This window comes from Micromonospora sp. NPDC092111 (assembly GCF_044755745.1).
In the GTDB taxonomy this organism is placed as follows: Bacteria; Actinomycetota; Actinomycetes; order Mycobacteriales; family Micromonosporaceae; genus Micromonospora.
On sequence record NZ_JBIVRQ010000012.1, the window covers coordinates 91,871 to 115,417 of the forward strand.

The 23,547-nt window shown below is 73.4% G+C and carries 22 protein-coding genes; 13 read left to right on the forward strand and 9 right to left on the reverse strand.

Going from position 1 to position 23,547, the window contains the following annotated elements:
• Positions 1-32 precede the first annotated feature (32 nt).
• The 3 genes from ACIQG9_RS22170 (at position 33) to ACIQG9_RS22180 (ending at position 3,474) form a co-directional block, all read left to right on the forward strand.
• A complete protein-coding gene (locus ACIQG9_RS22170; RefSeq protein WP_400405410.1) occupies positions 33-1,757 on the forward strand; it encodes an MFS transporter in 1,725 nt (574 codons plus the stop codon).
• On the forward strand, positions 1,754-2,404 hold the full coding sequence (locus ACIQG9_RS22175; protein WP_400405413.1) for a futalosine hydrolase: 651 nt from the start codon (positions 1,754-1,756) through the stop codon (positions 2,402-2,404). Before ACIQG9_RS22170 ends, ACIQG9_RS22175 begins: the two co-directional genes overlap by 4 nt.
• A gap of 191 nt (positions 2,405-2,595) precedes the next feature.
• Positions 2,596-3,474, forward strand: a complete 879-nt coding sequence (locus tag ACIQG9_RS22180; protein WP_400405639.1) for a 1,4-dihydroxy-6-naphthoate synthase — start codon at positions 2,596-2,598, stop codon at positions 3,472-3,474.
• On the opposite strand, the gene ACIQG9_RS22185 is transcribed toward ACIQG9_RS22180, so the two are convergent.
• Positions 3,435-3,821: a cold-shock protein gene (locus tag ACIQG9_RS22185; protein WP_400405416.1), complete on the reverse strand. Its 387-nt coding sequence runs from the start codon at positions 3,819-3,821 to the stop codon at positions 3,435-3,437. The two genes, ACIQG9_RS22180 and ACIQG9_RS22185, sit on opposite strands and share 40 nt — an antisense overlap.
• A 28-nt stretch (positions 3,822-3,849) precedes the next feature.
• Positions 3,850-4,473, reverse strand: a complete 624-nt coding sequence (locus ACIQG9_RS22190; protein ID WP_400405419.1) for an HAD family hydrolase — start codon at positions 4,471-4,473, stop codon at positions 3,850-3,852.
• An 84-nt stretch (positions 4,474-4,557) separates the two neighbouring features.
• On the opposite strand from ACIQG9_RS22190, the gene ACIQG9_RS22195 reads away from it, so the two are divergent.
• The gene (locus ACIQG9_RS22195) at positions 4,558-7,026 is read left to right on the forward strand and encodes a helicase-associated domain-containing protein (protein ID WP_400405422.1); all 2,469 of its coding nucleotides are present in this window, start codon (positions 4,558-4,560) and stop codon (positions 7,024-7,026) included.
• Between the two features lie 206 nt (positions 7,027-7,232).
• Here ACIQG9_RS22195 and ACIQG9_RS22200 read toward each other — a convergent pair whose 3' ends face one another.
• Together ACIQG9_RS22200 and ACIQG9_RS22205 are read right to left on the reverse strand one after the other, a co-directional pair.
• Positions 7,233-7,466, reverse strand: a complete 234-nt coding sequence (locus ACIQG9_RS22200) for a hypothetical protein (RefSeq protein WP_400405642.1) — start codon at positions 7,464-7,466, stop codon at positions 7,233-7,235.
• A gap of 174 nt (positions 7,467-7,640) precedes the next feature.
• A complete protein-coding gene (locus tag ACIQG9_RS22205; protein WP_400405424.1) occupies positions 7,641-8,306 on the reverse strand; it encodes a L,D-transpeptidase family protein in 666 nt (221 codons plus the stop codon).
• Positions 8,307-8,696: 390 nt separating this feature from the next.
• Here ACIQG9_RS22205 and ACIQG9_RS22210 point away from each other — a divergent pair, with 390 nt between their 5' ends.
• On the forward strand, positions 8,697-10,376 hold the full coding sequence (locus ACIQG9_RS22210) for a DNA repair helicase XPB (RefSeq protein ID WP_400405427.1): 1,680 nt from the start codon (positions 8,697-8,699) through the stop codon (positions 10,374-10,376).
• Positions 10,377-10,532: 156 nt separating this feature from the next.
• Here ACIQG9_RS22210 and ACIQG9_RS22215 read toward each other — a convergent pair whose 3' ends face one another.
• The gene (locus ACIQG9_RS22215; protein WP_400405430.1) at positions 10,533-11,285 is read right to left on the reverse strand and encodes a TIGR03089 family protein; all 753 of its coding nucleotides are present in this window, start codon (positions 11,283-11,285) and stop codon (positions 10,533-10,535) included.
• 166 nt (positions 11,286-11,451) lie between these two features.
• On the opposite strand from ACIQG9_RS22215, the gene ACIQG9_RS22220 reads away from it, so the two are divergent.
• Both ACIQG9_RS22220 and ACIQG9_RS22225 read left to right on the forward strand, forming a co-directional pair.
• Positions 11,452-11,733 carry an SCO0607 family lipoprotein gene (locus ACIQG9_RS22220; RefSeq protein WP_400405432.1) on the forward strand — a complete coding sequence of 94 codons (282 nt, stop codon included), beginning with the start codon at positions 11,452-11,454 and terminating at the stop codon, positions 11,731-11,733.
• A 167-nt stretch (positions 11,734-11,900) separates the two neighbouring features.
• Entirely contained in the window at positions 11,901-14,210 is a 2,310-nt protein-coding gene (locus tag ACIQG9_RS22225) for an esterase-like activity of phytase family protein (RefSeq protein WP_400405434.1), read from the forward strand.
• A gap of 113 nt (positions 14,211-14,323) precedes the next feature.
• On the opposite strand, the gene ACIQG9_RS22230 is transcribed toward ACIQG9_RS22225, so the two are convergent.
• From ACIQG9_RS22230 to ligD (ACIQG9_RS22240), 3 genes are all read right to left on the reverse strand, one after another.
• On the reverse strand, positions 14,324-14,590 hold the full coding sequence (locus ACIQG9_RS22230) for a hypothetical protein (RefSeq protein ID WP_400405437.1): 267 nt from the start codon (positions 14,588-14,590) through the stop codon (positions 14,324-14,326).
• A gap of 92 nt (positions 14,591-14,682) precedes the next feature.
• Positions 14,683-15,588, reverse strand: coding sequence for a non-homologous end-joining DNA ligase (gene ligD / locus ACIQG9_RS22235; RefSeq protein ID WP_400405439.1), 906 nt, complete (start codon positions 15,586-15,588; stop codon positions 14,683-14,685).
• Positions 15,581-16,519, reverse strand: a complete 939-nt coding sequence (gene ligD / locus ACIQG9_RS22240; RefSeq protein WP_400405442.1) for a non-homologous end-joining DNA ligase — start codon at positions 16,517-16,519, stop codon at positions 15,581-15,583. The genes ligD (ACIQG9_RS22235) and ligD (ACIQG9_RS22240) overlap by 8 nt, the downstream gene beginning before the upstream one ends.
• Positions 16,520-16,604: 85 nt before the next feature.
• Between ligD (ACIQG9_RS22240) and ACIQG9_RS22245 the strand changes: the two genes are divergently transcribed.
• Positions 16,605-17,627, forward strand: coding sequence for a Ku protein (locus ACIQG9_RS22245; RefSeq protein ID WP_400405445.1), 1,023 nt, complete (start codon positions 16,605-16,607; stop codon positions 17,625-17,627).
• A gap of 133 nt (positions 17,628-17,760) precedes the next feature.
• Here the strand turns inward: ACIQG9_RS22245 and ACIQG9_RS22250 are convergent, their stop codons facing one another.
• Positions 17,761-18,153: a PPOX class F420-dependent oxidoreductase gene (locus ACIQG9_RS22250; protein WP_400405448.1), complete on the reverse strand. Its 393-nt coding sequence runs from the start codon at positions 18,151-18,153 to the stop codon at positions 17,761-17,763.
• Positions 18,154-18,290: 137 nt separating this feature from the next.
• On the opposite strand from ACIQG9_RS22250, the gene ACIQG9_RS22255 reads away from it, so the two are divergent.
• The 5 genes from ACIQG9_RS22255 to ACIQG9_RS22275 all read left to right on the forward strand — a co-directional run bounded on the left by ACIQG9_RS22255 (position 18,291) and on the right by ACIQG9_RS22275 (position 23,436).
• Positions 18,291-18,983 (forward strand): FKBP-type peptidyl-prolyl cis-trans isomerase, encoded by a 693-nt coding sequence (locus ACIQG9_RS22255; protein WP_400405451.1) that lies wholly within the window; start codon positions 18,291-18,293, stop codon positions 18,981-18,983.
• Positions 18,984-19,124: 141 nt separating this feature from the next.
• Positions 19,125-19,949 (forward strand): hypothetical protein, encoded by an 825-nt coding sequence (locus ACIQG9_RS22260; protein ID WP_400405645.1) that lies wholly within the window; start codon positions 19,125-19,127, stop codon positions 19,947-19,949.
• 528 nt (positions 19,950-20,477) lie between these two features.
• Positions 20,478-21,134, forward strand: coding sequence for an HAD family hydrolase (locus ACIQG9_RS22265; protein WP_400405453.1), 657 nt, complete (start codon positions 20,478-20,480; stop codon positions 21,132-21,134).
• Positions 21,135-21,175: 41 nt separating this feature from the next.
• A complete protein-coding gene (locus ACIQG9_RS22270) occupies positions 21,176-22,312 on the forward strand; it encodes a glutathione-independent formaldehyde dehydrogenase (protein ID WP_400405456.1) in 1,137 nt (378 codons plus the stop codon).
• Between the two features lie 110 nt (positions 22,313-22,422).
• On the forward strand, positions 22,423-23,436 hold the full coding sequence (locus ACIQG9_RS22275; RefSeq protein ID WP_400405458.1) for an NADPH:quinone reductase: 1,014 nt from the start codon (positions 22,423-22,425) through the stop codon (positions 23,434-23,436).
• The last annotated feature ends 111 nt before the right edge of the window (positions 23,437-23,547 follow it).

Consider the following 23,547-nt stretch of genomic DNA (forward strand, 5'->3'; position numbering starts at 1 on the left):
ACACCTGGAGCAGATGGGCGAGGATGGTGCACATGCCGCTGTTCTCCCGCTCCGGGCGGTCCCTACTGGGACGGACCGCCGGCACCGGCATCCGCGCCACCCGCCTGCTGCTACGCGGTTCGGTCAGCGGCGGACGCTGGATGACCCGGCGGGCCGGGTCGGCCCGGACCCGAGGCGCCGGCGGTGAGGTCGGCATGGTCCGCCTCTTCGACCTGCACGCCGTCTCCTGCGCCGGGGACACCCTGATCGCCATCGGCCTGGCCGGGACGATCTTCTTCGACGTGCCGCTCGGCGAGGCGCGCAGCAAGGTGGCGCTGTACCTGCTGGTCACCATGGTGCCGTTCGCCATGCTGGCGCCGGTGGTCGGCCCGCTGCTCGACCACTTCCGGCACGGCCGGCGGTACGCCCTGGCCACCACCATGCTCGGCCGGGCCTTCCTGGCCTGGCTGATCTCGGACTACATCGGCAGCCTGGGGCTCTATCCCGCCGCGTTCGGGGTGCTGGCGCTCTCCCGGGCGTACGGGGTGGCCCGCTCCGCCGCCGTACCCCGACTGCTGCCCGAGGGCCTGGGGCTGTCCCAGGTGGGGGCGCGGGCCAGCGTCTACGGCACGTTGGCCGGCGCGCTGGTGGCCCCGCTCGGGCTGGCGGCGTTCTGGTTCGGACCGCAGTGGCCGCTGCGGGTCGCCTCGGTGATCTTCCTGGTCGGCATGGTGATCGCGCTGCGCCTGCCGCCGAAGGCGGACTCCGAGCCACCCGAGCGGGTGCCCCGGCCGCTGCGGGCGTTGCGCCGGGGCGGGGACCGGCCGCTGGGCCGGGGCCGTCCGGCGGGACGCCTGGTGATCGCCACCCTGATCGGCGCGGCGGCGCAACGCGCGCTCTACGGCTTCCTCCTGCTCTTCCTGGCGTTCGCGCTGAAGAAGGGAGACCTGACCACCACCTTCTTCGGCCGTGAACTCAACGACCAGGCGGCGCTGGGCCTGGTCGGCGGGGCGCTGGCGGTCGGCGGCTTCCTGGCCACCGCGGTGGGCACCCGGCTGCGCATCCACCGGCCGGTGGCGATCCAGTCCAGCACGATGATCATCGTGGCCGGGGTGGGGATCCTGGCCACCCTGAAGTTCTCCCTGCCGATGGTGGTGCTGTTCTGCCTGGTCGCCGCCCTGACCAGCGGGATCGCCAAGCTGGCCGTGGACGCCTCGATCCAGGAGCGGATCCCGGAGCGGTTGCGGGCCAGTTCCTTCGCCCACTCGGAGACAGCCCTGATGCTCGCCTTCGTGGCCGGCGGCGGGCTCGGTCTCGTCCCGTTCGAGGGCCGGACCGGCATCGCGGTGGCCGCCGGGGTGGGTCTGCTCGCCGCCGTCCGGGGCGTCCTCGTCGCCGGTCGGCTCCGCACCGAACGGCTGATGGGCAGGCCGCTGACCAGCGAGGAACTAGCCGAGCAGGACCGCGCCTACGCGGCGGCCCAACCGGGCCCCCCGGACCACGCGGGTGACCCGGACCACGCCGGTGACCCGGACCACGCGGGTGACCCGGACCACGCGGGCGACCGAAACTCCGCGGGCGACCGGGACGACGCGGCGACCGAGGCCGCCGCCCAGGCCGCACCGACCTCGCCCGCGCCGCACGGGCCCGGCCCCGACCGGCACGACGACGGGCTGGCGCCGCCCGGGTACCACATCTACCGGCCGTCGTCGGCCGTACCCCGTGGCGGCAGCGCGGACGACGACCAGCGACGGCAGTCACCGGGGTCGGTGTCGTGACGGGGCTGCTGGTGCTGACCGCCGTGCCGGCCGAGGCGGAGGCGGTCCGGGCCGGACTGACCGATCCGACGGTGACGGTCCGGGCGGTCGGGGTGGGCCCGGCGGTGGCCGGCGCCAGCACGGCCCGGCTGCTGGCCCTGGCCGAGGCCGCCGGCCGCCCGTACCGCGCCGTGCTCAGCGCGGGGATCGCCGGCGGCTTCGCCGGTCGGGCACCCGTGGGCGGTACGGTGCTCGCCTCCCGCAGCGTCGCCGCCGACCTGGGGGCCGAGTCACCGGCGGGCTTCATCCCGGTCGACGAACTGGGCATGCCCCCGGAACTGCTGGGTGGCGGCCCCACCGTGGACGCCGATCCGGCGCTACTGGCCGCGCTGCGCGCCGCCCTCCCCGGGGCGGTCGTCGGAGCGGTGCTGACGGTGAGCACGGTCACCGGCACGGCCGCGAGCACCACGACCCTCGCCGCCCGTCACCCCGATGCCGTGGCCGAGGCCATGGAGGGGTACGGCGTGGCGGTCGCCGCCACCCAGGCCGGTCTTCCCTTCGCCGAACTGCGAACCGTCTCGAACCCGATCGGTCCCCGGGACCGGGACGGCTGGCGGATGCGGGAGGCGTTCACCGCGCTGACCGAGGCGGCCCGGGCGCTGCGCTGACCGGGCGTTCCCGGGCCATCGCGACCGGCCGGCCGGCAGGGCGGAAACGGAAGGGCGGGAGGGCGGGCGCGGCAGGGCGGCAGCGGGACGGGGCCGTGAGCGGGGGCGGCGAGCGGGGTTACGGTGGGGACGTGGCGCTCTCCCTGGCGATTTCTCCCTGCCCCAACGACACCTTCGTGTTCGACGCCCTGGTGCACGGGCGGGTGCCCGGCGCACCACCGGTCGAGGTGACCTACGCGGATGTCGACGTCACCAACACCGCCGCCGAACGGGGTGCCTTCGACCTGGTGAAGGTCAGCTACGCGGCGCTGCCGTGGCTGCTCGACGACTACCACCTGCTGCCCTGCGGAGGCGCGCTCGGCCGGGGCTGCGGCCCACTGGTGCTCACGCGCACCACCACCCGCACCACCACCGAGGTCACCGGCACAAGCCGCACCCCCGAGACCACCGGCGCCGGCCACACCCTCCCCGAAGCCACCCGAGCCACCGAAGCCGGCCGGCCGGACCGGGTCGACCTGACCGGGGCCACGGTGGCGGTGCCTGGTGACCGGACCACCGCGTACCTGCTCTTCCGGCTCTGGTCCGCCGGGCGGCCACCGGCCCGGATCGAGGTGGTGCCGTTCCACGAGATCATGCCCGGCGTCGCGGCCGGCCGGTACGACGCCGGGCTGGTGATCCACGAGGCGCGGTTCACCTACCACCGGCACGGGCTGACCGCGTTGGTCGACCTGGGCGAGTGGTGGGAGGCCGACACCGGCCTGCCGATCCCGCTCGGCGCGATCCTGGCCCGCAAGGGCGCGGTCGACCCGGTCGAGGCCGCCGGCTGGATCCGGGAGTCGGTACGCCAGGCGTGGGCCGACCCGGAGGCCAGCCGCGGCTACGTGCTCTCGCACGCTCAGGAGATGGAGCCCGACGTGGTGGACCGGCACATCGGCCTCTACGTCAACGAGTTCACCGCCGACCTGGGGGACGCGGGGTTCGCCGCCGTGGAGGCACTGCTGGGCCGGGCCGCCGACGCCGGGCTGGTGCCTCAGACCTCCAGCTCGCGTGCCACCGCGTGGACCAACTGAGCGATCTTCTGCGCGGCCTTCTTGTCGGGGAATCGTCCCCGGCGCAGGTCCGGCTGCACCTTCGCCTCCAGCACCTTGATCATGTCTTCGACCAGGCCGTGCAGCTCCTCGGCCGGACGCCGGCGCAGCTCCGCCATCGACGGCGGCGCGTCGAGCAGCTTGACCCCCATCGCCTGAGCGCCCCGCCGGCTGTCCACCACACTGAAGTCGACCCGCTGACCACCCTTGAGATCGGTGACACCCGCCGGCAGCGCGCCCTTCGGCAGGAACACGTCGCCACCCTCGTCGCTGGTGACGAACCCGTATCCCTTGGCCGCGTCATACCACTTCACTCGACCCGTCGGCACCTGAGAACCCCTGCTTCACTCGATACGTCTACTGCTCCAAGGCTAGCCCGATGATCCGGTGGAGCGCCGCCGGGAATCCGCTGAGATCGTCGAGCACCAGGTGGGCCCCGGCGGCCCGCAGCTCGGTGGCCGTGCAGGGGCCGGTGGCCACCCCCACCCCGGGGATGCCGGCCGCCCCCGCCGCCGCCATGTCCGCCACGTGGTCACCGACGTACAGGCCGGCCCGGTGCTCCCGCAGCGAGGTCGCCTTCTCCTCGGCGAACAGGTCCCCGGCCAGCTCGTCGACCGCCAGCCCGAGATGGTCCAGGTGCAGCCGGGCCAGCCGGCCGACCTTCGAGGTCACCACCAGCACCCGGCCGCCGCACGCGTGGACCGCGTCCACCGCCTCCCGGGCGCCGGGCAGTGGCACCGTCGGGGTGATCGCGTACGCCGGGTACAGCTCCCGGAAGATCGTCACCGCCTCCTCGACCCGCTCGGGCGGGAACCAGTGGGCGATCTCGGTGCGCAACGGCGGGCCGAGCCGGGAGACCGCCAGCTCGGCGTCGACCGGTACCCCGGTCCGGGCGGTGAGCGCCCGGTAGGCGGCGGCGATGCCGGGGCGGGAGTCGACCAGGGTCATGTCGAGGTCGAAACCGACCATCAGCGCGGACATCCTGAGAACGTACCCGGACAGGCCCGACCGAGCCGGACGTCCGATGGGCACGACCGCCCGGCAGCGGGCTAGCGTGGAACGACGATGACCACCTCACTCGCCGACCACCTGCGCGCGCTGCCCGACGAGTCGCTCGCCGCCCTGCTCCAGTTGCGGCCCGACCTCGTCGTGCCGGTGCCGGCCGACGTCTCCGCGCTCGCCCTCCGGGCCGAGTCGCGGGTCTCGGTGGCCCGCGCGCTCGACGGGCTGGACCAGTTCACCCTTCAGATTCTCGACGCCGCCCGGCTCACCCGGCACCCCGAGGACGGCACCACCGCCAGCGAGGCGGTGCTCGCCATGGCCACCGCCGGGCCGCACCCGCCCGCCCCGGCCACCGTCCGGGGCGCGGTGGACCGGCTCCGCGCCCGCTTCCTGCTGTACGGCCCGGAGCACGCGCTCCGGGTCGCCGGCAGCGTGGACGAGGTCTCCCCGTACCCGGCGGGGCTGGGCCGGCCGGCCGGCGAGCTGGACCCGCGCACGGCGGCCCTCTGCGCGGACGCCGCGAAGCTGCGCCGGACGCTGCTCGCCGCGCCCCCCTCGGCCCGCGCGATCCTGGACCGCCTCGCCGCCGGCCCACCGGTCGGCAGCGTGCCTCCCGGTTCCCTCCAGGCGCCGGCGCTCGGCGCGGAGGACGAGCTGCCCCCGGACCCGACCAACGGCGGCGCGCCGACCGGTTCGCCGGTGCGCTGGCTGGTCGAGGCCCGGCTCCTGGTGCCGGTCTCCGCCGGCACCGTCGAGCTGCCCCGCGAGGTGGGGTTGCTGCTGCGCCGGGACAGCGGCCCGCTCGGCCCGCTGCGTACCAGCCCGCCGCCGGTCGGCTCGCCGCCCCGCGAGCCGAAGGCCGCCGACTCCGCCGGGGCCGGGCAGACCATGGAGGTGGTACGGCACACCGAGGCGCTGCTGGAGGCGCTGGCCGCCGAGCCGGCGCCGGTGCTCCGCTCGGGCGGGATCGGGGTACGCGACCTGCGCCGCCTGGCCCGGTCGGTGGCCCTGGACGAGCCGGTCGCCGCGCTGCTGGTCGAGGTGGCGTACGCGGCCGGCCTGCTCGGGGAGATGGACCTGCCCGGTGCCACCACCACCCGGTACGGCGCCGACCAGCAGGTGCTGCCCACCGGCGGGTACGAGGTGTGGCGGGCGGTGTCGCTGGCCCACCGCTGGGAGCAGCTCGCCCGGGGTTGGCTGACGATGAGCCGTCAGGTCGGCCTGGTCGGGCAGCGCGACGACCGGGACCGCCCGATCAACGCGCTCTCCGCCGAGGCGGAGCGGGCCGGCGCGCCGGCCGCCCGCCGGGCGGTGCTCGGGGTGCTGGCCGACCAGGAGCCGGCCACCGCCCCCACCGCCGAGGAGGTGCTGGCGCTGCTCGACTGGCGGGCTCCCCGGCGCAGCCGGGGGCGGGAGGCCGCGCACCGGGAGGTGCTGGCCGAGGCGGCCCTGCTCGGGGTGACCGGCCTCGGCGCACTCACCTCGTACGGGCGGCTGCTGCTGGGCGACGTCACCGACGCCGACGAGCGGGGCGGGGACGACCCGTTGGGGCTGCGCGCCGACACCGAGAGCGGCGATTCGTCCGGCGCGGTACGGGCGCTGGACGCCCTGCTGCCCGCCCCGGTCGACCACTTCCTGGTGCAGGCCGACCTGAGCGTGGTGGTGCCCGGCCCGCCCGATCCGACCCTCGCCGCCGAACTGGACATGGTGGCCGAGCACGAGTCGGCGGGCGGGGCCAGCGTGCACCGGGTCAGCACCGCCAGCGTGCGCCGGGCCCTGGACGCCGGTTACACCGCCGACGACCTGCACGAGCTGTTCCGGCGCCGGTCGCGTACCCCGGTTCCGCAGGGGCTGACCTATCTCGTGGACGACGTGGCGCGCAAGCACGGCGGGCTGCGGGTCGGCTCCGCCGGCGGGTACGTGCGCAGCGACGACGAGGCGTTGCTCGCCGAGGTGCTGGCCGACCGGCGGCTGGAGCCGCTGGCGTTCCGCCGGTTGGCCCCGACGGTGCTCGCCACCCCGTACCAGGTGGGACGGATGCTGACCGCGCTACGCGACGCCGGGTACGCCCCGGTGCCGGAGGACGCGAGCGGCGCGACGGTGCTGGCCCGGCCGAAGACCCGGCGGGCCCCGGCCCGGGTGCCGGTGACGACCCGGGCGCTCGACCCGCTGGCCACGCCTCGACTGGCGATGCCCCGGCTGCTGGGTGTGGTGGAGCAGATCCGGCGGGGCGACGCGGCAGCCCGGGCGGCCCGGCGGGCGCCGGCGGTGGTGCGCGGCGGGGCGGCCCGGACGGGTGCCGGCCCGGCGCCCGCGCACAGTCACACCGATGCGCTGGCGGTGCTCCAGCAGGCGGTCCGGGACAAGGCGCTGGTCTGGGTCGGCTACGTCGACGCCCACGGGGCGACGGCGTCCCGGCTGGTCCGGCCGGTCTCGATCGGCGCCGGCTACCTGCGCGCCGAGGACGAGCGGACGGAGATGCTGCACACCTTCGCCCTGCACCGGATCACCGCCGCCGTACGCGAGGACTGAGAGCCCCGATCGGCGGCAGTGCCCCACCGCCTCCGCGACGACCGCGACGCAACGCCACGCCGGCAGCCGGACCGCAGCGCCATGTCGACGACCGCGCCGTAGCGCCACGCCGGCAGCCGGGCCGCAATGGCATGTCGGCAGTCGGGCCGCAGCGCGTCACGCGCGGCCGGCCGCAGCCAGTGGGCCGACGGCCGGCCGGTGGGCTTTCAGCGGCGGCTGCGGCGGACGGTGCCGATCACGGAGACGATGAGCAGCAGGCCGAAGCCGGTGCCGGCGGCCTCGCCGACCGAGTCGACGAAGCCCTGCCGCTGTACCAGCCAGCCGAAGAGGAACCAACCGACGACGGCGATCCCGGCGACGGCGTACCCCACCATCGTCGCCGTGGAGACCTCGTCGGTCGGTGCCGCCCGCTCGTCCGGAATCGCATCGTCGGTGATCATCTCGCGGTCGACGGTCATGCCAGCCCTCCCGCCCCGTCCGGCCCCTGACTTCCAGGGTGGCACCCGGTCGCCAGGACGGACAGGGGGATAAACCCCCGATCCGGCCCCTATCGACAACTACCGACGGGACGGGCCGAGACGGACGGCGGGACGGGATGCCGACGCGCGGGCGGCTCAGGTGCCGGGGCGGCGGCCGATCAGGACCACCCGGGAGCCGACCTTGCCCAGCTCCCACCAGCGCACCGCGTCGGCGTGCAGCAGGTTGACGCAGCCGTGCGAGCCGATCGCCGAGTTGTGCAGATAGGTGGTGGTCTCGTGGAAGCCGATCCCGCCGTTGAAGCGCTGCCAGTAGGGCAGCCAGACCTCGTACGGGTTGGACCACTCCTTGAGGTTCCGGAAGTTGACCTTGTAGGTGCCGGCGGGCGTGGCGTAGCCGGCCATGCCGGTGCGGGTGACCGTCGGGCCGGCGACCACCTTGCCGTCGCGCATCACCCAGGTGGTCTGCCGGGTCAGGTCGACGCAGAAGGTGGTGCCCGAACCGGCGGAGCAGCGCTTGACGTCCGTGGTGGCCAGCCGCTTCGCCACCTCGTACGTCAGCGGGCCGGCCCGGCCGACGGCGGGGCGGATGTCGTACCGCTGCTGGAACTTCTTGATCGCGACGCAGTCGGCGTCGGACTGCCGGCCGTCGACGGTGACCTTGCCGAACCCGCCCAACTGGGCCAGGTACGTCTCCACCTCGCGCTGGTGTTCGCCCTGCTCGCAGCGGGTCAGGTTGGCCTTCGTCGGGGTGGGCTGCCGACGCCCGCTCGACGGTTTCGGGGTGGTCGTGGCGCGGACCACCTCCGTCCTCGGCTGTGGTTTCGTCGCGGTGGACCCGGTCAGCTGGTCGGGCAGGGAGGCAGCACCCGCCCCCGTTAGCTGTTCCGCCCTGCCGACCGGGGCGAGCCCTCCACCAGTGCCACCCGGGTCGGCCTGCGGATCGGACGCACACCCACCGGCGCCGACCAGCGTGACCATGGCCAGGGCGACGACCCGGACTCTGCAACGGACAAGATTCATGTGCCCTCCCCGGATCGGTCGTCCCTCTGATAGACGTGTGCGGTCTGGGAAACGTTGCACCCGTTGCGAAGATTTTCTGTCACCACCCCGCCCCGTGCAACACTGGATGGTCGGCCTGCGGCGGATCCGCCCAGGTGGTCGACGGTGTTCCGGCCGAGGAGAGGACCTGGCGTGAGCGGTGGACCACTGATCGTGCAGTCGGACAAGACCCTGCTGCTGGAGATCGACCACCCCGACGCGCAGGCCTGCCGGATGGTGATCGCCCCCTTCGCCGAGCTGGAACGCTCACCGGAGCACGTGCACACCTACCGGCTCACCCCGCTGGGGCTGTGGAACGCCCGGGCCGCCGGCCACGACGCCGAGGGCGTGGTCGATGCGCTGATCAAGTACTCCCGTTACCCGGTGCCGCACGCGCTGCTGGTCGACGTGGCCGAGACGATGGACCGGTACGGCCGGCTCCAGCTCGCCAACGACCCGGTGCACGGCCTGGTGCTGCGCGGGCTGGACCGGCTGGTGCTGATCGAGGTGGCCAAGAGCAAGAAGCTCGCCGGCATGCTCGGCAACAGGATCGACGACGACACCATCGCCGTGCACCCGTCCGAGCGGGGCCGGCTCAAGCAGGCGTTGCTGAAGCTCGGCTGGCCGGCCGAGGACCTGGCCGGGTACGTCGACGGCGAGGCGCACCCGATCGAGCTGGCCGAGGCCGGCAAGGACGGCCGGAAGCCGTGGACGCTGCGGTCGTACCAGCGGGAGGCGGTGGAGGCGTTCTGGGCCGGCGGGTCGGGAGTGGTGGTGCTGCCCTGCGGCGCGGGCAAGACGCTGGTCGGGGCGGCGGCGATGGCCGAGGCGAAGGCGACCACCCTGATCCTGGTCACCAACACGGTCGCCGGCCGGCAGTGGAAGCGGGAGCTGATCGCCCGCACCTCGCTGACCGAGGACGAGATCGGCGAGTACTCCGGCGAGCGCAAGGAGATCCGCGCGGTCACCATCGCCACGTACCAGGTGCTCACCTCGCGGCGCGGCGGCGCGTTCACCCACCTGGACCTGTTCGGCGCCCGCGACTGGGGCCTGGTCGTCTACGACGAGGTGCACCTGCTGCCCGCGCCGATCTTCCGGTTCACCGCCGACCTCCAGGCCCGCCGCCGGCTGGGCCTGACCGCCACCCTGGTCCGCGAGGACGGTCGGGAGGGCGACGTGTTCAGCCTGATCGGCCCGAAGCGGTACGACGCGCCGTGGAAGGACATCGAGTCGCAGGGCTGGATCGCTCCGGCGCAGTGCACCGAGGTCCGGGTGACCCTCACCGACGCGGAGCGGATGACCTACGCGACGGCGGAGGCCGAGGAGCGCTACCGGATGGCGGCGACCGCCCGGACGAAACTGCCGGTGGTCAAGGCGCTGGTCGACCGCCACCCGAACGACCAGGTGCTGGTGATCGGCGGCTACATCGACCAACTCCACCAACTCGGGGAATACCTGGACGCCCCGATCGTGCAGGGCTCGACGACGAACAAGGAGCGGGAACGGCTCTTCGACGCGTTCCGCTCCGGCGAGCTGCGCACCCTGGTCATCTCCAAGGTCGGCAACTTCTCCATCGACCTGCCGGAGGCGGCGGTGGCGATCCAGGTGTCCGGCACGTTCGGCTCCCGGCAGGAGGAGGCCCAGCGGCTCGGCCGGGTGCTCCGCCCGAAGGCCGACGGCCGGCAGGCGCACTTCTACACGGTGGTCTCCCGGGACACCATCGACACCGAGTACGCCGCCCACCGGCAGCGCTTCCTCGCCGAACAGGGTTACGCGTACACCATCGTGGACGCCGACGACGTCCTCGGCCCGAAGCTACCCACGGTCGACTGAGGCCCGGTCCCCGCCCGACCACCCCACCCCACCAGCCGCGCCCTGCCGCACCCCGCCCTGCCCGCGTTGATCAAGAGGTTTGCGTCACCGGCGGGCCGGGCGGTGACGCAAACCTCTTGATCAACATTGTTGGGACCGGGGGCCGGGGGGGAGGGGTTAGAGGAGGCGGGTGGCTTGTTCGGCGGTCAGCCGGGCGGCCAGTGTGGACCGGTCCAGGTTGGCGCAGAGCACCACTGACGCGCCGGCGGTGAGCGGCGCGAGCAGCCACTTCAGCGGTTGTTCGTGCGCGGCCGCGTCGACCAGCAGGCGGTCACCGGCGCGCAGGTCGAGCTGCTGGGCGATCTCCGTGGCGATCCGGCCGTACGCGCCGTAGCTGGTGCCGTCCGGGGTGGCCGGGTCCGACGGACGGATCGTTGCGTAGTCGGGCGGATTGTCGGTGTGCCGGAGCACCTCGGTGGACCAGTCGAGCCAGCCCACCGGCACGTCGGCCAGCGGACCGGGCCCGGTGCCGACGAGGTAGCGGTGCACCCCCTCGGGCACGTCCTCCAGCCAGTCGTCGAGGCGTTCCGGGGTGACGAACACCGCGTCGTACGGCCGGTCGCCACCCGGTTCCAGGACCGGCAACCCGGCGGTGGCGCGGGGCCGGAACGACACCGCCATCCCGACCGACCAGGCCCCGAGCAACACCGCGGCGGTACGCCAGTGCGGCGGCAGCAGCACCGCGACCCGGCTGCCCGGCCCCAGTCCGCAACCGTCGCGCAGCAGACCGGCGGCGCGCGCCGCCCAGCCACCGAGCTGGCCTGCGGTCAGCCCGGTCCGCTCACCGGTCGCGTCGTCGCAGTAGGTCAGCAGCGGCCGGACCTGGTGGAATGCGTCGGTCGAAGCGGTGACGGCAAGGCTGGCAGCCATCGGGCCTCCTGTCCTGGCGGATCGCCTCACCCTACCGAGCCCATCCACCGTCGAGCGGCAGGTGGGCGTCCGCCGTGGACAGAACGGCGATCCGACACCGGGGCGGACTGGAACGCTGAGTACCCGTACGGATGACAGCGGTCGTCGCCGCGACAAGGATTGGGCCATGCGAACTCGAATCATGATCGCCCTTGCCGGGATCGGCCTGAGCGGGCTGATGGTGACCAGCGGCTGCGGCTACCGGGAGAGCATCTGCGGCGACGGTGAGTATCCGGTGATCGCGGTCGGCGCACAGGGCGGCAGTGCCTGCGTCCCGGACGGGCAGGAGCCCACCGCCCCGTACGTCCGCTACCCGCAGGGCAAGGTCCCGCAGCAGGTCGACGACGAGTGGGACGTCTACTGGCGGAGCCACGGCATCGACGAGAACGGAACCATCATCGATACCTGATCCGCGTCGGCCTGGCCACCCACCGCTTCGACCAGCCGGGACAGGCCGAAACGACGAGCCGACCTAGCCAGCTCACCGCCGGCCCGTTGCCGGCCATTCACCTGCCGGCCAACCTGCGCTCGGTCGTACCTGTCAGCCTCCGTCCGAATCGAACATACGGAGGAGCAGTGACAGCGAGAAGAGTGCTCGTCTCGGCGGCGGTGGCCGGCCTGACGGTGGCCGCGCTGACCGTCACGGGCAACGCGAACGCCGCCCAGCAGTACCCCGACCGGAAACTCGCCTTCGACCGCACCGCCACCTACCCGGTGTTCCAGAACCGGCCCGCCGGTGAGGACCCGAGCACCGCGACGGTGGCCGAGATCTCCGCGGTCAGCCCGAACGGCCGTACCCTGGTCTACACCGACGCGCTGGCCAAGCGGATCGGTTTCCTCGACATCGGCAAGCCGAAGCAGCCGATCGGCCTCGGCACCCTTTCCCTGGCCCAGCTCGGCGACGCCGACGACGAGCCGACCTCGGTGGCGATCGTCGGCCGGTACGTCCTGGTCGTGGTGAACACCAGCGCCAGCTTCACCGCCCCGTCCGGCCGGCTGGACGTGATCGAGCTGGCCACCCGCCAGCGGGTCCGCAGCTTCGACCTCGGCGGCCAGCCGGACTCCATCGCGATCAGCCACGACCAGCGGTACGCGGCGATCGCGATCGAGAACGAGCGGGACGAGGAGGCCACCCCGCCCGGCCGGAAGAAGGGCGACCTGCCCCAGGCCCCCGCCGGCTTCGTGCAGATCGTCGACCTCGACGGCAAGACGACGCCGCAGCGGTGGAAGCTGCGTACCGTCGCACTGACCGCCCCCGACGGCCAGGCGCTGCCGGTGCTGGCCGCCGCCGGGATCACCGAGCCCACCGACCCGGAACCCGAGTACGTCTCGATCAACGAGCGCAACCAGCTCGCGGTGACCCTCCAGGAGAACAACGGCATCGTCCTGGTGGACCTGCCCACCGGCCGGATCACCCGGGCCTTCAGCGCGGGCACCGCCTCGGTCAGCGGCATCGACACGGTCAAGGACGGCAGGATCGACCTGACCGGCTCGATCACCGACGTCCCCCGCGAGCCCGACGCGGTGGCCTGGGTCAACGACCGTTACCTGGCCACCGCCAACGAGGGTGACTGGCGGGGCGGCACCCGGGGCTGGTCGATCTTCGACAGCAAGACCGGCCAGGTGGCCTGGGACGCGGGCAACACCTTCGAGCGGCTGGCCGTCCGCTACGGGCTGCACAACAACGACCGGGCCGCGAAGAAGGGCACCGAGCCGGAGGGCGTGGCGATCGCCGAGTACCACGGCGTGCGGTACGCGTTCGTCGGCTCCGAGCGGAGCAACTTCGTCGCCGTCTACGACCTGAGCCGGCCGACCGCCCCGGTGCTGCGCCAGGTCCTGCCCACCACCAACGGCCCGGAGGGCCTGCTGCCCATCCCCGCCCGGGGCCTGCTCGCGGTCTCCAGCGAGACCGACGACGCCTCGGTGGGCGTCCGCGCCTCGGTGTCGCTCTACGAGCTGGGTGAGGGCACTCCCGGCTTCCCGAGCATCGTCTCGGGCGACGACGCGCAGGGCGCGCCGATCGGCTGGGGGGCGTTGGGCGCGCTGTCCGCCGTACCGGGTCAGCCGCAGCAGCTCTACAGCGTCACCGACGCGGCGTACACCCCGACCCGGATCCTGACCGTCGACACCCGCAAGTCGCCGGCCGTGGTCACGGACGCCCTGCCCGTGCAGGACGCCGCCGGCAAGCCGGTCGGGTACGACGCGGAGGGCATCTTCGCCCGCCCGCAGGGCGGTTTCTGGCTCGCCGTCGAGGGTGCCAAGGGCACCGAGAACAAGCTGGTCCGGCTGGACGGCGACGGGGTGACCCGGCAGACCGTGCCGCTGCCGGCGGAGATCGCCGCCGGGCTGGGCAAGCAGGGCTTCGAGGGGGTCTCCGCCAGCACCGACCGGCACGGCCGGGAAACCGTCTGGGCGGTGCTCCAGCGCGAGGTCGCCACCGACCCGGCCGGCGTCGTCCGGATCGGCCGGTACGACGTGACCGCCGACAGTTGGAGCTGGTTCGGCTACCAGTTGGAGAGCACCAGCGTCCCCGGTGACTGGATCGGGCTCTCCGAGATCACCGTGGTCGGCGACCGGCTCGCCGTGATCGAGCGGGACAAGCTCAACGGGCCGGCCGCCACGATCAAGCGGATCTACACCGTGTCGCTGCCGGACGGTCCGGCCGCCGCCGGCCCGCTGCGGGTGCTGCCGAAGACCCTCGCCGTCGACGTGCTGCCGGCGCTGCGCGCCACCAACGGCTGGACCCAGGAGAAGCTGGAGGGGCTGACCGTGGGCGGCGACGGCCAGGTGTACGCGATCACCGACAACGACGGCGTCCTGGACGCCACCGGCGAGACCGTCCTGCTGCGCCTCGGCACCTTCCGGAAGGTCTTCGGGCAGCGCTGACGGGAACCGCCGCACGAGCAGGGTGGGGGCGGGCGGACACCGCCCCCACCCTGCCGGGACCGACCGGCCTGGGCGGGCCGCCCCGTGCCGGCCAGCCCAGGCGGGTCCGGATTTCAGTCGGTCCGACCGACCTCGTCGACGACGGTGAGGGCCAGCACGGCAGACGAGCCCGAGACGCCGAGGAAGGCGTAGGTTTCGGCATCGAAGACCAGCACGATCTCACCCTCTCCGGTCGTCGACGGCCAGGCGATTCCGATGCCTGGCCGGTTCGCGCCGTCCGTGGCGTTCTCGACGGTGCGCAGACCCGGCACCGCTACCGCGGCCTCGTACAGCGCCGCCCGCGACTGCGGCCGTAGATAGCTCTCGGCGAGGAACAACACGTCCTTGCCGGCGGCGTTGACCGCGCCGGGCCCGCCGCTACTGTGGCTGGAGCAGGAAGGGGGATCACTCCGGTGGGCCGTCCGGCGCTTCCCTATGCCAACTCGGGGCCGCCGTCGAGCAGTGCGGCGAGCAGGTCGCCTGACTTCTCCACCCGCTTCAGCACCTCCCCCGCCGCGTACGGCTTCACCGACGGCCGCTTACCCGCCGCCCCCGCCTCGACCTCGTCCCAGGTCAGCGGCGTGGAAACCGCCGGCATCGACTGTGCGCGCAGCGAGTACGGCGCGACCGTCGTCTTCGCCGCGTTGTTCTGGCTCCAGTCGATGAAGACCTTTCCGGGCCGTAGCTGCTTCGCCATCCTCGACACGATCAGCTTCGGGTGCTGCCCCTCCAACTCCTGGGCGATCCGCTTCGCGTAGTCGGAGACCAGATCGGCGGACTGGGTGCCGCTGATCGGGCAGCAGAGCTGCATGCCCTTCTTGCCGGAGGTCTTCGGGTACGACGTCACCCCGTCGAGGGTGAGCCGGTCGCGGAGCAGGAGGGCCACCTGGCAGCACTGGCGCAGGGTGGCCGGCGGGCCGGGGTCCAGGTCGACCACCATCAGGTCCGGATGCGCGCCGATCCTCCACTGCGGGGTGTGCAGTTCGAGGGCGGCGAGGTTGGCCAGCCAGACCAGGGTGGGCAGGTCGTCGGCGACCACGTAGTCGATGGTCTCCCGGCCCCTGCTCGACCCGGGCACCGGCAGTGTCTCGGTGCGTACCCAGGCGGGGGTGGCCGCGGGGGCGTTCTTCTCGAAGAACGAGCCGCCGGTGACGCCGTTGGGGAACCGGATCCGGGTCAACGGCCGGTCGGCCAGGTGCGGCAGCAGCACCGGGGCGATCCGGGTGTAGTAGTCGATCACCTCGCCCTTGGTGAACCCGGCCTCCGGGTAGAGCACCTTGTCCAGGTTGGACAGGTCCAGCGCCCGGCCCGCCACCTCCACCCTCAACCGCTCAGGCATCCTCGACCTCCTCCGGCGGCTTGTCCGGCCGCAGCCGCAGCACCCGGGGGAACCGCAGCCGCCCGTCCGGGGTGCGCTGTCCGTACTTGACCTCCACCACGACCTGCGGGGTCACCCAGATCGCCCCCCGGGCATCCTCGCGCGGGACGTCCCCGGCGAACGGCGACCCGCCGGTGCGCAGCGGCTCCAGCTCGCGCAGCAACTCCCGTTCCAGCGCCGCGCCGATCCCACCGCCGACCCGCCCCCGGTAGGTGAGCCGCCCGTCCGGGCGGGGCACCCCGACCAGCAGCCCGCCGATCTTCCGCGCGCCGGGCCGCCAGCCGCCGACCACGAAGTCGCCGGTCACCTCCAGCTTGACCTTCAACCAGTCCGGGGAGCGCACCCCGGGCCGGTAGACCGCGTCGACCCGCTTGGCCATCACCCCTTCCAGGCCGTGCTCGCCGGCCGCCTGGTAGGTGGCGGCACCGTCGGTGAAGGCGGGCGGCACCGCCCACCGGGCCGCGCCCAGCCCCAGGCCGTCGAGCGCCGCCCGCCGTTCGCGGTACGGCCACCCGGTGAGGTCCTCGCCGCGCAGCCGCAGCAGGTCGAAGATCATGTACGTGACCGGGATGGTCGCCGCCAGGCGGGCCGCCCTCGCCCGGTCCCGCACGTGCATCCGCTCGGCCAGCGCGGTGAAGGAGGGCTGCCCGGCCGGGTCGAAGAGCACCACCTCGCCGTCGAGCAACGCGTCGTCGACCTGTTCGGCCAGGGTGACCAGCTCGGGGTACGCGGCGGTGATCTCCACGCCGGAGCGGGCGTACAGGTGCGGGTGGCCGCCGACCAGGTCGGCCAGCGCCCGGACCCCGTCCCACTTGAACTCGTACGCCCAGCCGTCAGCCACCGGGAGCTGCCCGGTCATCGCGAGCATCGGCTTCAGCGGCGCGCCGGGCACTATCTGACTGTAGTTGCGTACGGAAGGTAGTGCGTGGGCTTCGATCGTTTGCGATCCTGGTCAGGTCGGTGAGAGGAGCACGGGGATGCGGGCTATCTGGAAGGGAGCGGTGTCGTTCGGGCTGGTCTCGATCGGGGTGAAGCTCTACTCGGCCACCGAGGAGAAGGACATCCGTTTCCACCAGGTGCACCGGGACGACGGCGGTCGGATCCGTTACAAGCGCACCTGCTCGGTCTGCGGCGAGGAGGTCACCTACGACGACATCGCCAAGGGGTACGACCTCGGCGGCGGCGAGCTGGTGATCCTGACCGACGAGGACTTCGCCGACCTGCCGCTGACCAGCTCACGCGCGATCGACGTGCTGGAGTTCGTCCCCGCCGAGCAGGTCGACCCGATCCTCTACAACAAGGCGTACTTCCTGGAGCCGGAGGGGACCGCCACCAAGCCGTACGTGCTGCTGCGCGACGCGCTGGCCGACTCGGAGCGGGTGGCGATCGTCAAGGTGGCGCTGCGCCAGCGGGAACAGCTCGCCACCCTGCGGGTCCGCGACGGGGTGCTGCTGCTCAACACGATGCTCTGGCCCGACGAGGTGCGTACCCCCGACTTCGGCTTCCTCGGCGAGGATCTGAAGGTCCGCCCGCCGGAGCTGGCGATGGCCTCCTCGCTGATCGACTCGATGGCCGGCGAGTTCCAGCCGGACGCCTTCACCGACGACTACCGGGCGGCGTTGCAGGAGGTCATCGACGCGAAGGTCGAGGGCCGCGAGGTGGTGCAGCCGGAGGAGGAAGAGGTCGCGCCGGCCGCCGCGGTGGACCTGATGGCGGCGCTGAAGGCGTCCGTCGAGCGGGCCCGGGTCGCCCGGGGCGAGGCGCCGTCCGGCGGGGCCGCCGAGCCGACGCCGATCTCGTCGGCCCGGTCGGCGCAGCAGGCGGCGAAGACGCCGGCGAAGAAGACCGCCGCCAGGAAGACGGCCGAGAAGAAGACGCCCGCGAAGAAGGCGGAGCCGGCGAAGAAGACCGCCGAGAAGAAGACCGCGCAGAAGAAGGCCACCAAGGCACCCGCGCGGAAGCCGGCCGAGAAGAAGGCCGCCCCACGCAAGAGCGCCTGACCGGGCGCGTTCCGGGCCCTGCCCGGCCGGGCGGGACCCGGCCCGGATTGCCCGGTCGGCCGGGTGCGGGTCGTTCGTCGCGCGGCAGGGCCCGGACGACGAACCGCCGTCCCGCCGGGCCCCTCCGCGCGGGTCAGCCCCGGCCGAGCTTCTGGGTCGGCGTGATCCGGACGATCACCCGCTCCTCGTTCGGCTGCCGGAACGGGTAGGTGTCCTGCCCGAGGTACTTCTTCGCCATCCGGTCGATGTGCGCGTCGGCGCCCTCGGTGACGAACTCGGCGGTGCCCTTGACCCAGAGGGTGCGGAAGTCGTCGGCCTTGTCGACCACGGAGACCGCGACCACCGGGTTGCGGGCGATGTTGTCGTACTTCCGCCGCCCCTTGGCGGTGTTGAACACGATGTGCTCGCCGTCGGTGTCCACCCATACCGGGGTGACGTGCGGCGTACCGTCGGCCTCGATGGTCGCCACGTGGGCGAGCTGCGGCTCGGAGAGCAGGGCCCGGTCTTCGTCGGTGAGGATCGCCATGGTCGAGAACCTACCGCCGGACCGGCCCCGGCACCCGCCGGAACCGGGACGAACAGGGACGCCCGTCCCATCCGCGAGCACGGCGGGCGGGCGACGGGACCCCGACGGCATCGATCCGGGTACCGTGTGCGCTGGCCATGGCACCGGGCCGCCGGGCCGGTCACCCACACCAGCAGGGAGTCGAGGACGTGAGCGAGCGTACGGAGAACCGGTCGTCGGGCCAGGGCCCGGAAACGAAGGCAGAGCGGCGGCTGGCCGCCCAGCTCGCGGCGCAGAAGGCCGCCGAGGCGCGCAAGCGCCGGCAGGCGTGGCTGGGCGCCGTCGCCGGCGTGGCCGTCATCGCGGTGATCGTCGGGGTGTTCGTGGTGGTCCGCAACGGGGAGAAGGACGACCCGCAGCCGGCCGCCGCTCCGGCCGGCTGCGCCGGTGACTTCCCCAAGCTGCCGGCGGGGGCCGACCAGGCGCTCTGCACCAAGCCGCAGGCCACCAAGGGCGAGGGCGAGCTGACCGGGCTGAAGGCCACCCCGCTGATCCGGGGCAACGGGCCGGCCGCCCAGGCCGGCCAGCAGATCACCGTCAACTACGTGGGCGTGTCGTACCAGACGGGTGAGGAGTTCGACGCCTCCTGGAAGCGGTCCGAGCCGTTCTCCTTCATGCTCGGCCAGGGCAACGTCATCCCGGGCTGGGACCAGGGCATGCAGGGGCAGACCGTCGGCAGCCGGGTGCAGCTCGACATCCCCGCCGACCTGGCGTACGGCGAGAAGCCGCAGCGCCCCGGCGCACCGGCGGGGCCGCTGCGCTTCATCGTCGACGTGCTGGCGGTGCAGTAGGCCACAGGGGTCTTCCGGCCGACACCTACCAGCAGTAGGTTCGGGGTCACCGTGGGCGGTCGCGCCGCGCCACGGTGACCCCTCACCGACGCGGAGGTGCACGTGCCGGCGCTGGACGATCCCGGGAAGACCGCCCGGCTGATGTGGACGCACGTCGAACCCCTGCACGCGGTCACCTACTTCCACCCCCGGGCCCGCGCCGCGTACGAGGCGATCGGGTTGCGCGGCTACTGGCGGGGCTACTTCGCCGGCCGGACCGCCCCGCTCGGCCCCACCGACGCCGCCCCGGTGATCGCCGCCTTCTTCAACTTCGCCCCGCCGATGGTGAGCCGCGCCTTGCCGGCGATCTGGCGGCTGGCCACCCCCGACGAGGCGCTGCGCGCCCGGCTCACCGGGGCGGTGCAGGCGCTCGCCGAACTCACCTACGAGCTACCCGAGGCCCACCTGGCCGAGGCGGCCGAGCTGCTGGAGACGGCGGCCACCGGGGCCGACCCGGCCGGGCGGGTGCTCGGCGCGGCCAACGCCGCCCTGCCGCGCGGCGAGTACCCGCTGGCCCGGCTCTGGCAGGCCGCCACCACACTGCGCGAACTCCGCGGGGACGGGCACGTCGCCGCCCTGGTCGCCGCCGGCCTGGACCCGGCGGAGACGCTGGCCTGGCGGGTCGCCGTGGACATGCCGGCGCTGCACCTGCTCGGCCGGGGCTGGACGGAGCAGCAGTGGGCCGAGGCCCGAGCCCGGCTGGTCGAACGCGGCTGGCTGACCGCCGACGGGGAGCCCACGCAGACCGGACGGGCCGGGTTCCAGGCCGTCGAGGAGGCCACCGACCGGGCCGCCGCCCGCCCCTGGCTGTCCCTCGGCCCGGACCGCACCGACCGGCTGCGCGAACTGCTCGACCCGGTCGCCCGCGCCTGCCACACGGTCATTCCGCCGGACAGCCCGATCGGCCTCCCCGCCCTCCGCTCCTGACCCCACACCAAGGTCAGGACGCCCCGGACCGGCCCCCGCTCGCCAAGGGACACCCGCCCGACCAGCCAACCCGACCGAGCAGGCAGGTCACCGCGCGGCAGCCCAACTCCGACGGCGTCGCGGAGACCGACAACCAGGCGGCCACAACCAACCCCCAGGCCACCGCGCGGGCAGGTCAACCGACTGGCAGGCGGGAAGGGTCGAAACACCCCGATACACCAACCCACTCTCAGACGCTTTTGGACCTGATGACGTAAACCCCGGTGATCAAGAGGTTTGTGTCACCCGGAGGTCGGATTCCGACGCAATTCTCTTGATCATCGGCGCCATCCGGGAGGCACGGCAGGGGGTGCGGCAGGGGTTTCGGTGGGGGCTGGTCCGGTGGTGCGGCCAACCACCGTCCGTAATGTGGTCGGGTGGCTCGTTTGGGTCATCCGCTCCAAAGGATGCACGCGGGTCGACTGACGGTCGGGAGCCGGCGGAAGCGGTCCGGCTGGGGTGGGAGGGGGCTTCGGGGAGGATGGACCCGTGACGGTGGATGCGGTGGTCTTCGACCTGGACGGCGTGATCGTGGACTCGGAACCGGTCTGGGAGGAGGTCCGCCGGGCGTACGTGGCGGCGCACGGCGGCACCTGGCAGCCCGACACCCAGCGCCGGCTGATGGGGATGAGCACCGGCGAGTGGGCCGGGTACCTCAGCGGCGAGCTGGGCGTCGACCGGTCCGCCGGGCAGGTCGCCACGGAGGTGGTCGACGAGATGACCCGGCGGTACGCGGTCCGCGTACCGCTGATCGACGACGCCGACCGGGTGGTGCGCCGGCTGGCCGCGCGGTGGCCGCTGGGGCTGGCCAGTTCCTCGCCGACCCGGCTGATCGCGGCGGCGCTGGCCGCCGCGGACCTCGCCGGCACCTTCCGGGTGACCCTGTCGACCGAGGAGACCCCCCGGGGCAAGCCCGCTCCCGACGTCTACCTGGCCGTCGCCGAACGGCTCGGTGTCGACCCGGCCCGGTGCGTCGCCGTCGAGGACTCCTCCAACGGGGTCCGCTCGGCCGCCGCCGCCGGGATGCGGGTGGTCGCGGTGCCGCACGGGGCGTACCCGCTGGACCCGGACGCGGCGGCGCGGGCCGCCGTGCTGCTCCCCTCGGTGCACGATCTCACCCCGGAGGTGGTGGACCGGCTCGGTTGAACCGCCCGCGCGACCCGCCGCGCCCGCCTAGCGTCGGTGACATGAGGGCTGTGGTGTACCAGGGGCCGCACGAGGTGACGGTCAGTGATGTCGAGGACCCGCGGATCGAGCATCCCAACGACGTGATCGTGCAGATCACCACGACCGCGATCTGCGGCTCCGACCTGCACATGTACGAGGGACGTACGCTCGCCGAGCCGGGCATCGTCCTCGGCCACGAGAACATGGGCAACGTGGTCGAGGTCGGGCCCGGGGTGAACCGGATCAAGATCGGCGACCGGGTGTCGATGCCGTTCAACGTGGCGTGCGGGTTCTGCCGCAACTGCCGGGAGCAGAAGACCGGCTTCTGTCTCACCGTCAACCCCGGCTTCGCCGGCGGCGCGTACGGCTACGTGGCGATGGGGCCGTACCGGGGCGGGCAGGCCGAGTACCTGCGGGTGCCGTACGCCGACTTCAACTGCCTGCGGCTGCCGCCCGGCACCGAGCACGAGACCGACTACGCGATGCTCGCCGACATCTTCCCCACCGGCTACCACGGGGTGGCGATGACCGGGCTGCGTCCCGGCGAGAACATCACCGTGATGGGCGGCGGGCCGGTCGGGCTGATGGCGGCGTACTCGGCGATCCTGATGGGCGCGGCCGAGGTGTTCGTGGTGGACCGGGTGCCGGACCGGCTGCGGCTGGCCGGGTCGATCGGCGCGATCCCGGTCGACTTCTCGCAGGGGGACCCGGTCGCCCAGATCCGCGACCGGACCGACGGGGTGGGCACCGACCACGGCGTGGACGCGGTCGGCTACCAGGCCACCGGGGCGGGCGGCGAGGAACACCCGGCCTCGGTGCTGAACAGCCTCGTCGAGGTGGTCCGGGCGACCGGCGCGATCGGCGTGGTCGGGCTCTACCTGGCCCAGGACCCGGGCGCGCCCGACCAGCACTCCGGCCGGGGCGAGCTGCTGTTCACGGTCGGCAAGTTCTTCGAGAAGGGCCTGCGGATGGGGACCGGGCAGGCCAACGTGAAGACGTACAACGAGTACCTGCGGAACCTGATCATGTCGGGGCGGGCGACGCCGAGCTTCGTGGTGAGCAAGGAGCTGCCGCTGGACGCGGCACCGGAGGCGTACCGGCGCTTCGACCGCCGCGAGGAGGGCTACTCCAAGGTGGTGCTCAGGCCGGCGGCCTGAGGTGCCCGGTCGCCGACCACCCGGTTATACCGTTCGGGGACGGCCCGGATCGGAATGATCACGACCGGCCCGGGTACGGCAGGACGCGCGGCGACCTTGAGGAGACGGCGATGAAGGCGATCGTGTACGAGCGCACCGGTGACCCCTCGGTGCTCCAGCTTGTCGACCGGCCGGTGCCCGAGCCCGGTCCGGGCGAGGTGCTGGTCCGGTTGGCCGTCTCCGGGGTGAACCCGACCGACTGGAAGAGCCGACGCCAGTGGCCGCTGCCGGCCGGCTGGCAGACGCCGGGGCAGGACGGCGCGGGGGTGGTCGAGGCGGTCGGCGAGGGCGTCGACCGGGAGCTGACCGGCGAGCGGGTGTGGATCTGGGAGGCCGCCTGGCAGCGTCCGTGGGGTACCGCCGCCGAGTACACCGTCGTCCCGGTCCGCCAGGTGGTGCCCCTCGGTGCCGCCTCGTTCGACCTGGGCGCCTGCCTGGGCATCCCGTTCCTCACCGCGCACCGCTGCCTGACCGTCGGCGAGTACATGCCGGACAAGCTGCACGCCGGGGCGCTCAGCGACCACGTGGTGCTGGTGCAGGGTGGGGCGGGTGCCGTCGGCAACGCGGCGATCCAGCTCGCCCGCTGGGCCGACGCCTGCGTCATCACGACGGTGAGCAGTCCGGAGAAGGCGCAGCTCGCGGCGGCGGCCGGCGCCTCCTTCGTGATCAACTACCGGGAGCAGGACGTGGTCGAGGAGGTTCACAAGATCGCCCCCGACGGGGTGCACACGATCGTCGAGGTCTCCGCGGCCCGCAACGCGGCGGCCGACGTACGGCTGCTGCGCGCCGGCGGGGCGGTCTGCGTGTACGCCGACGACGGCGGCGACGAGCTGACCCTGCCGATCCGGCCGCTGATGGTGCCGAACGCCCGCTGGCAGTTCGTCCTGGTCTACACCGAGCCGAAGGTGGCCAAGGCGCAGGCGGTCACCGACGTGGCGGCGGCGGTGGCGCAGGGGGCGGTACGGGTGGGCGAGGAGGCCGGCCTGCCGCTGCACCGGTACCCGCTGGCCCAGGCCGCCGCGGCCCACCAGGCGGTGGAGGACTCGGTGGTGGGGAAGGTGCTGATCGGCACCGCCGAGGAGTAGTTCGTGAGGTCATTTCGCGATCGCCCGGACAGAGCTGAGCAAGTTTCGCAACAATGACGTTGCGGGTCGCCCCGCGTGGAACGGGCGGCCCCGGCGCGGTGCGAACGCCGG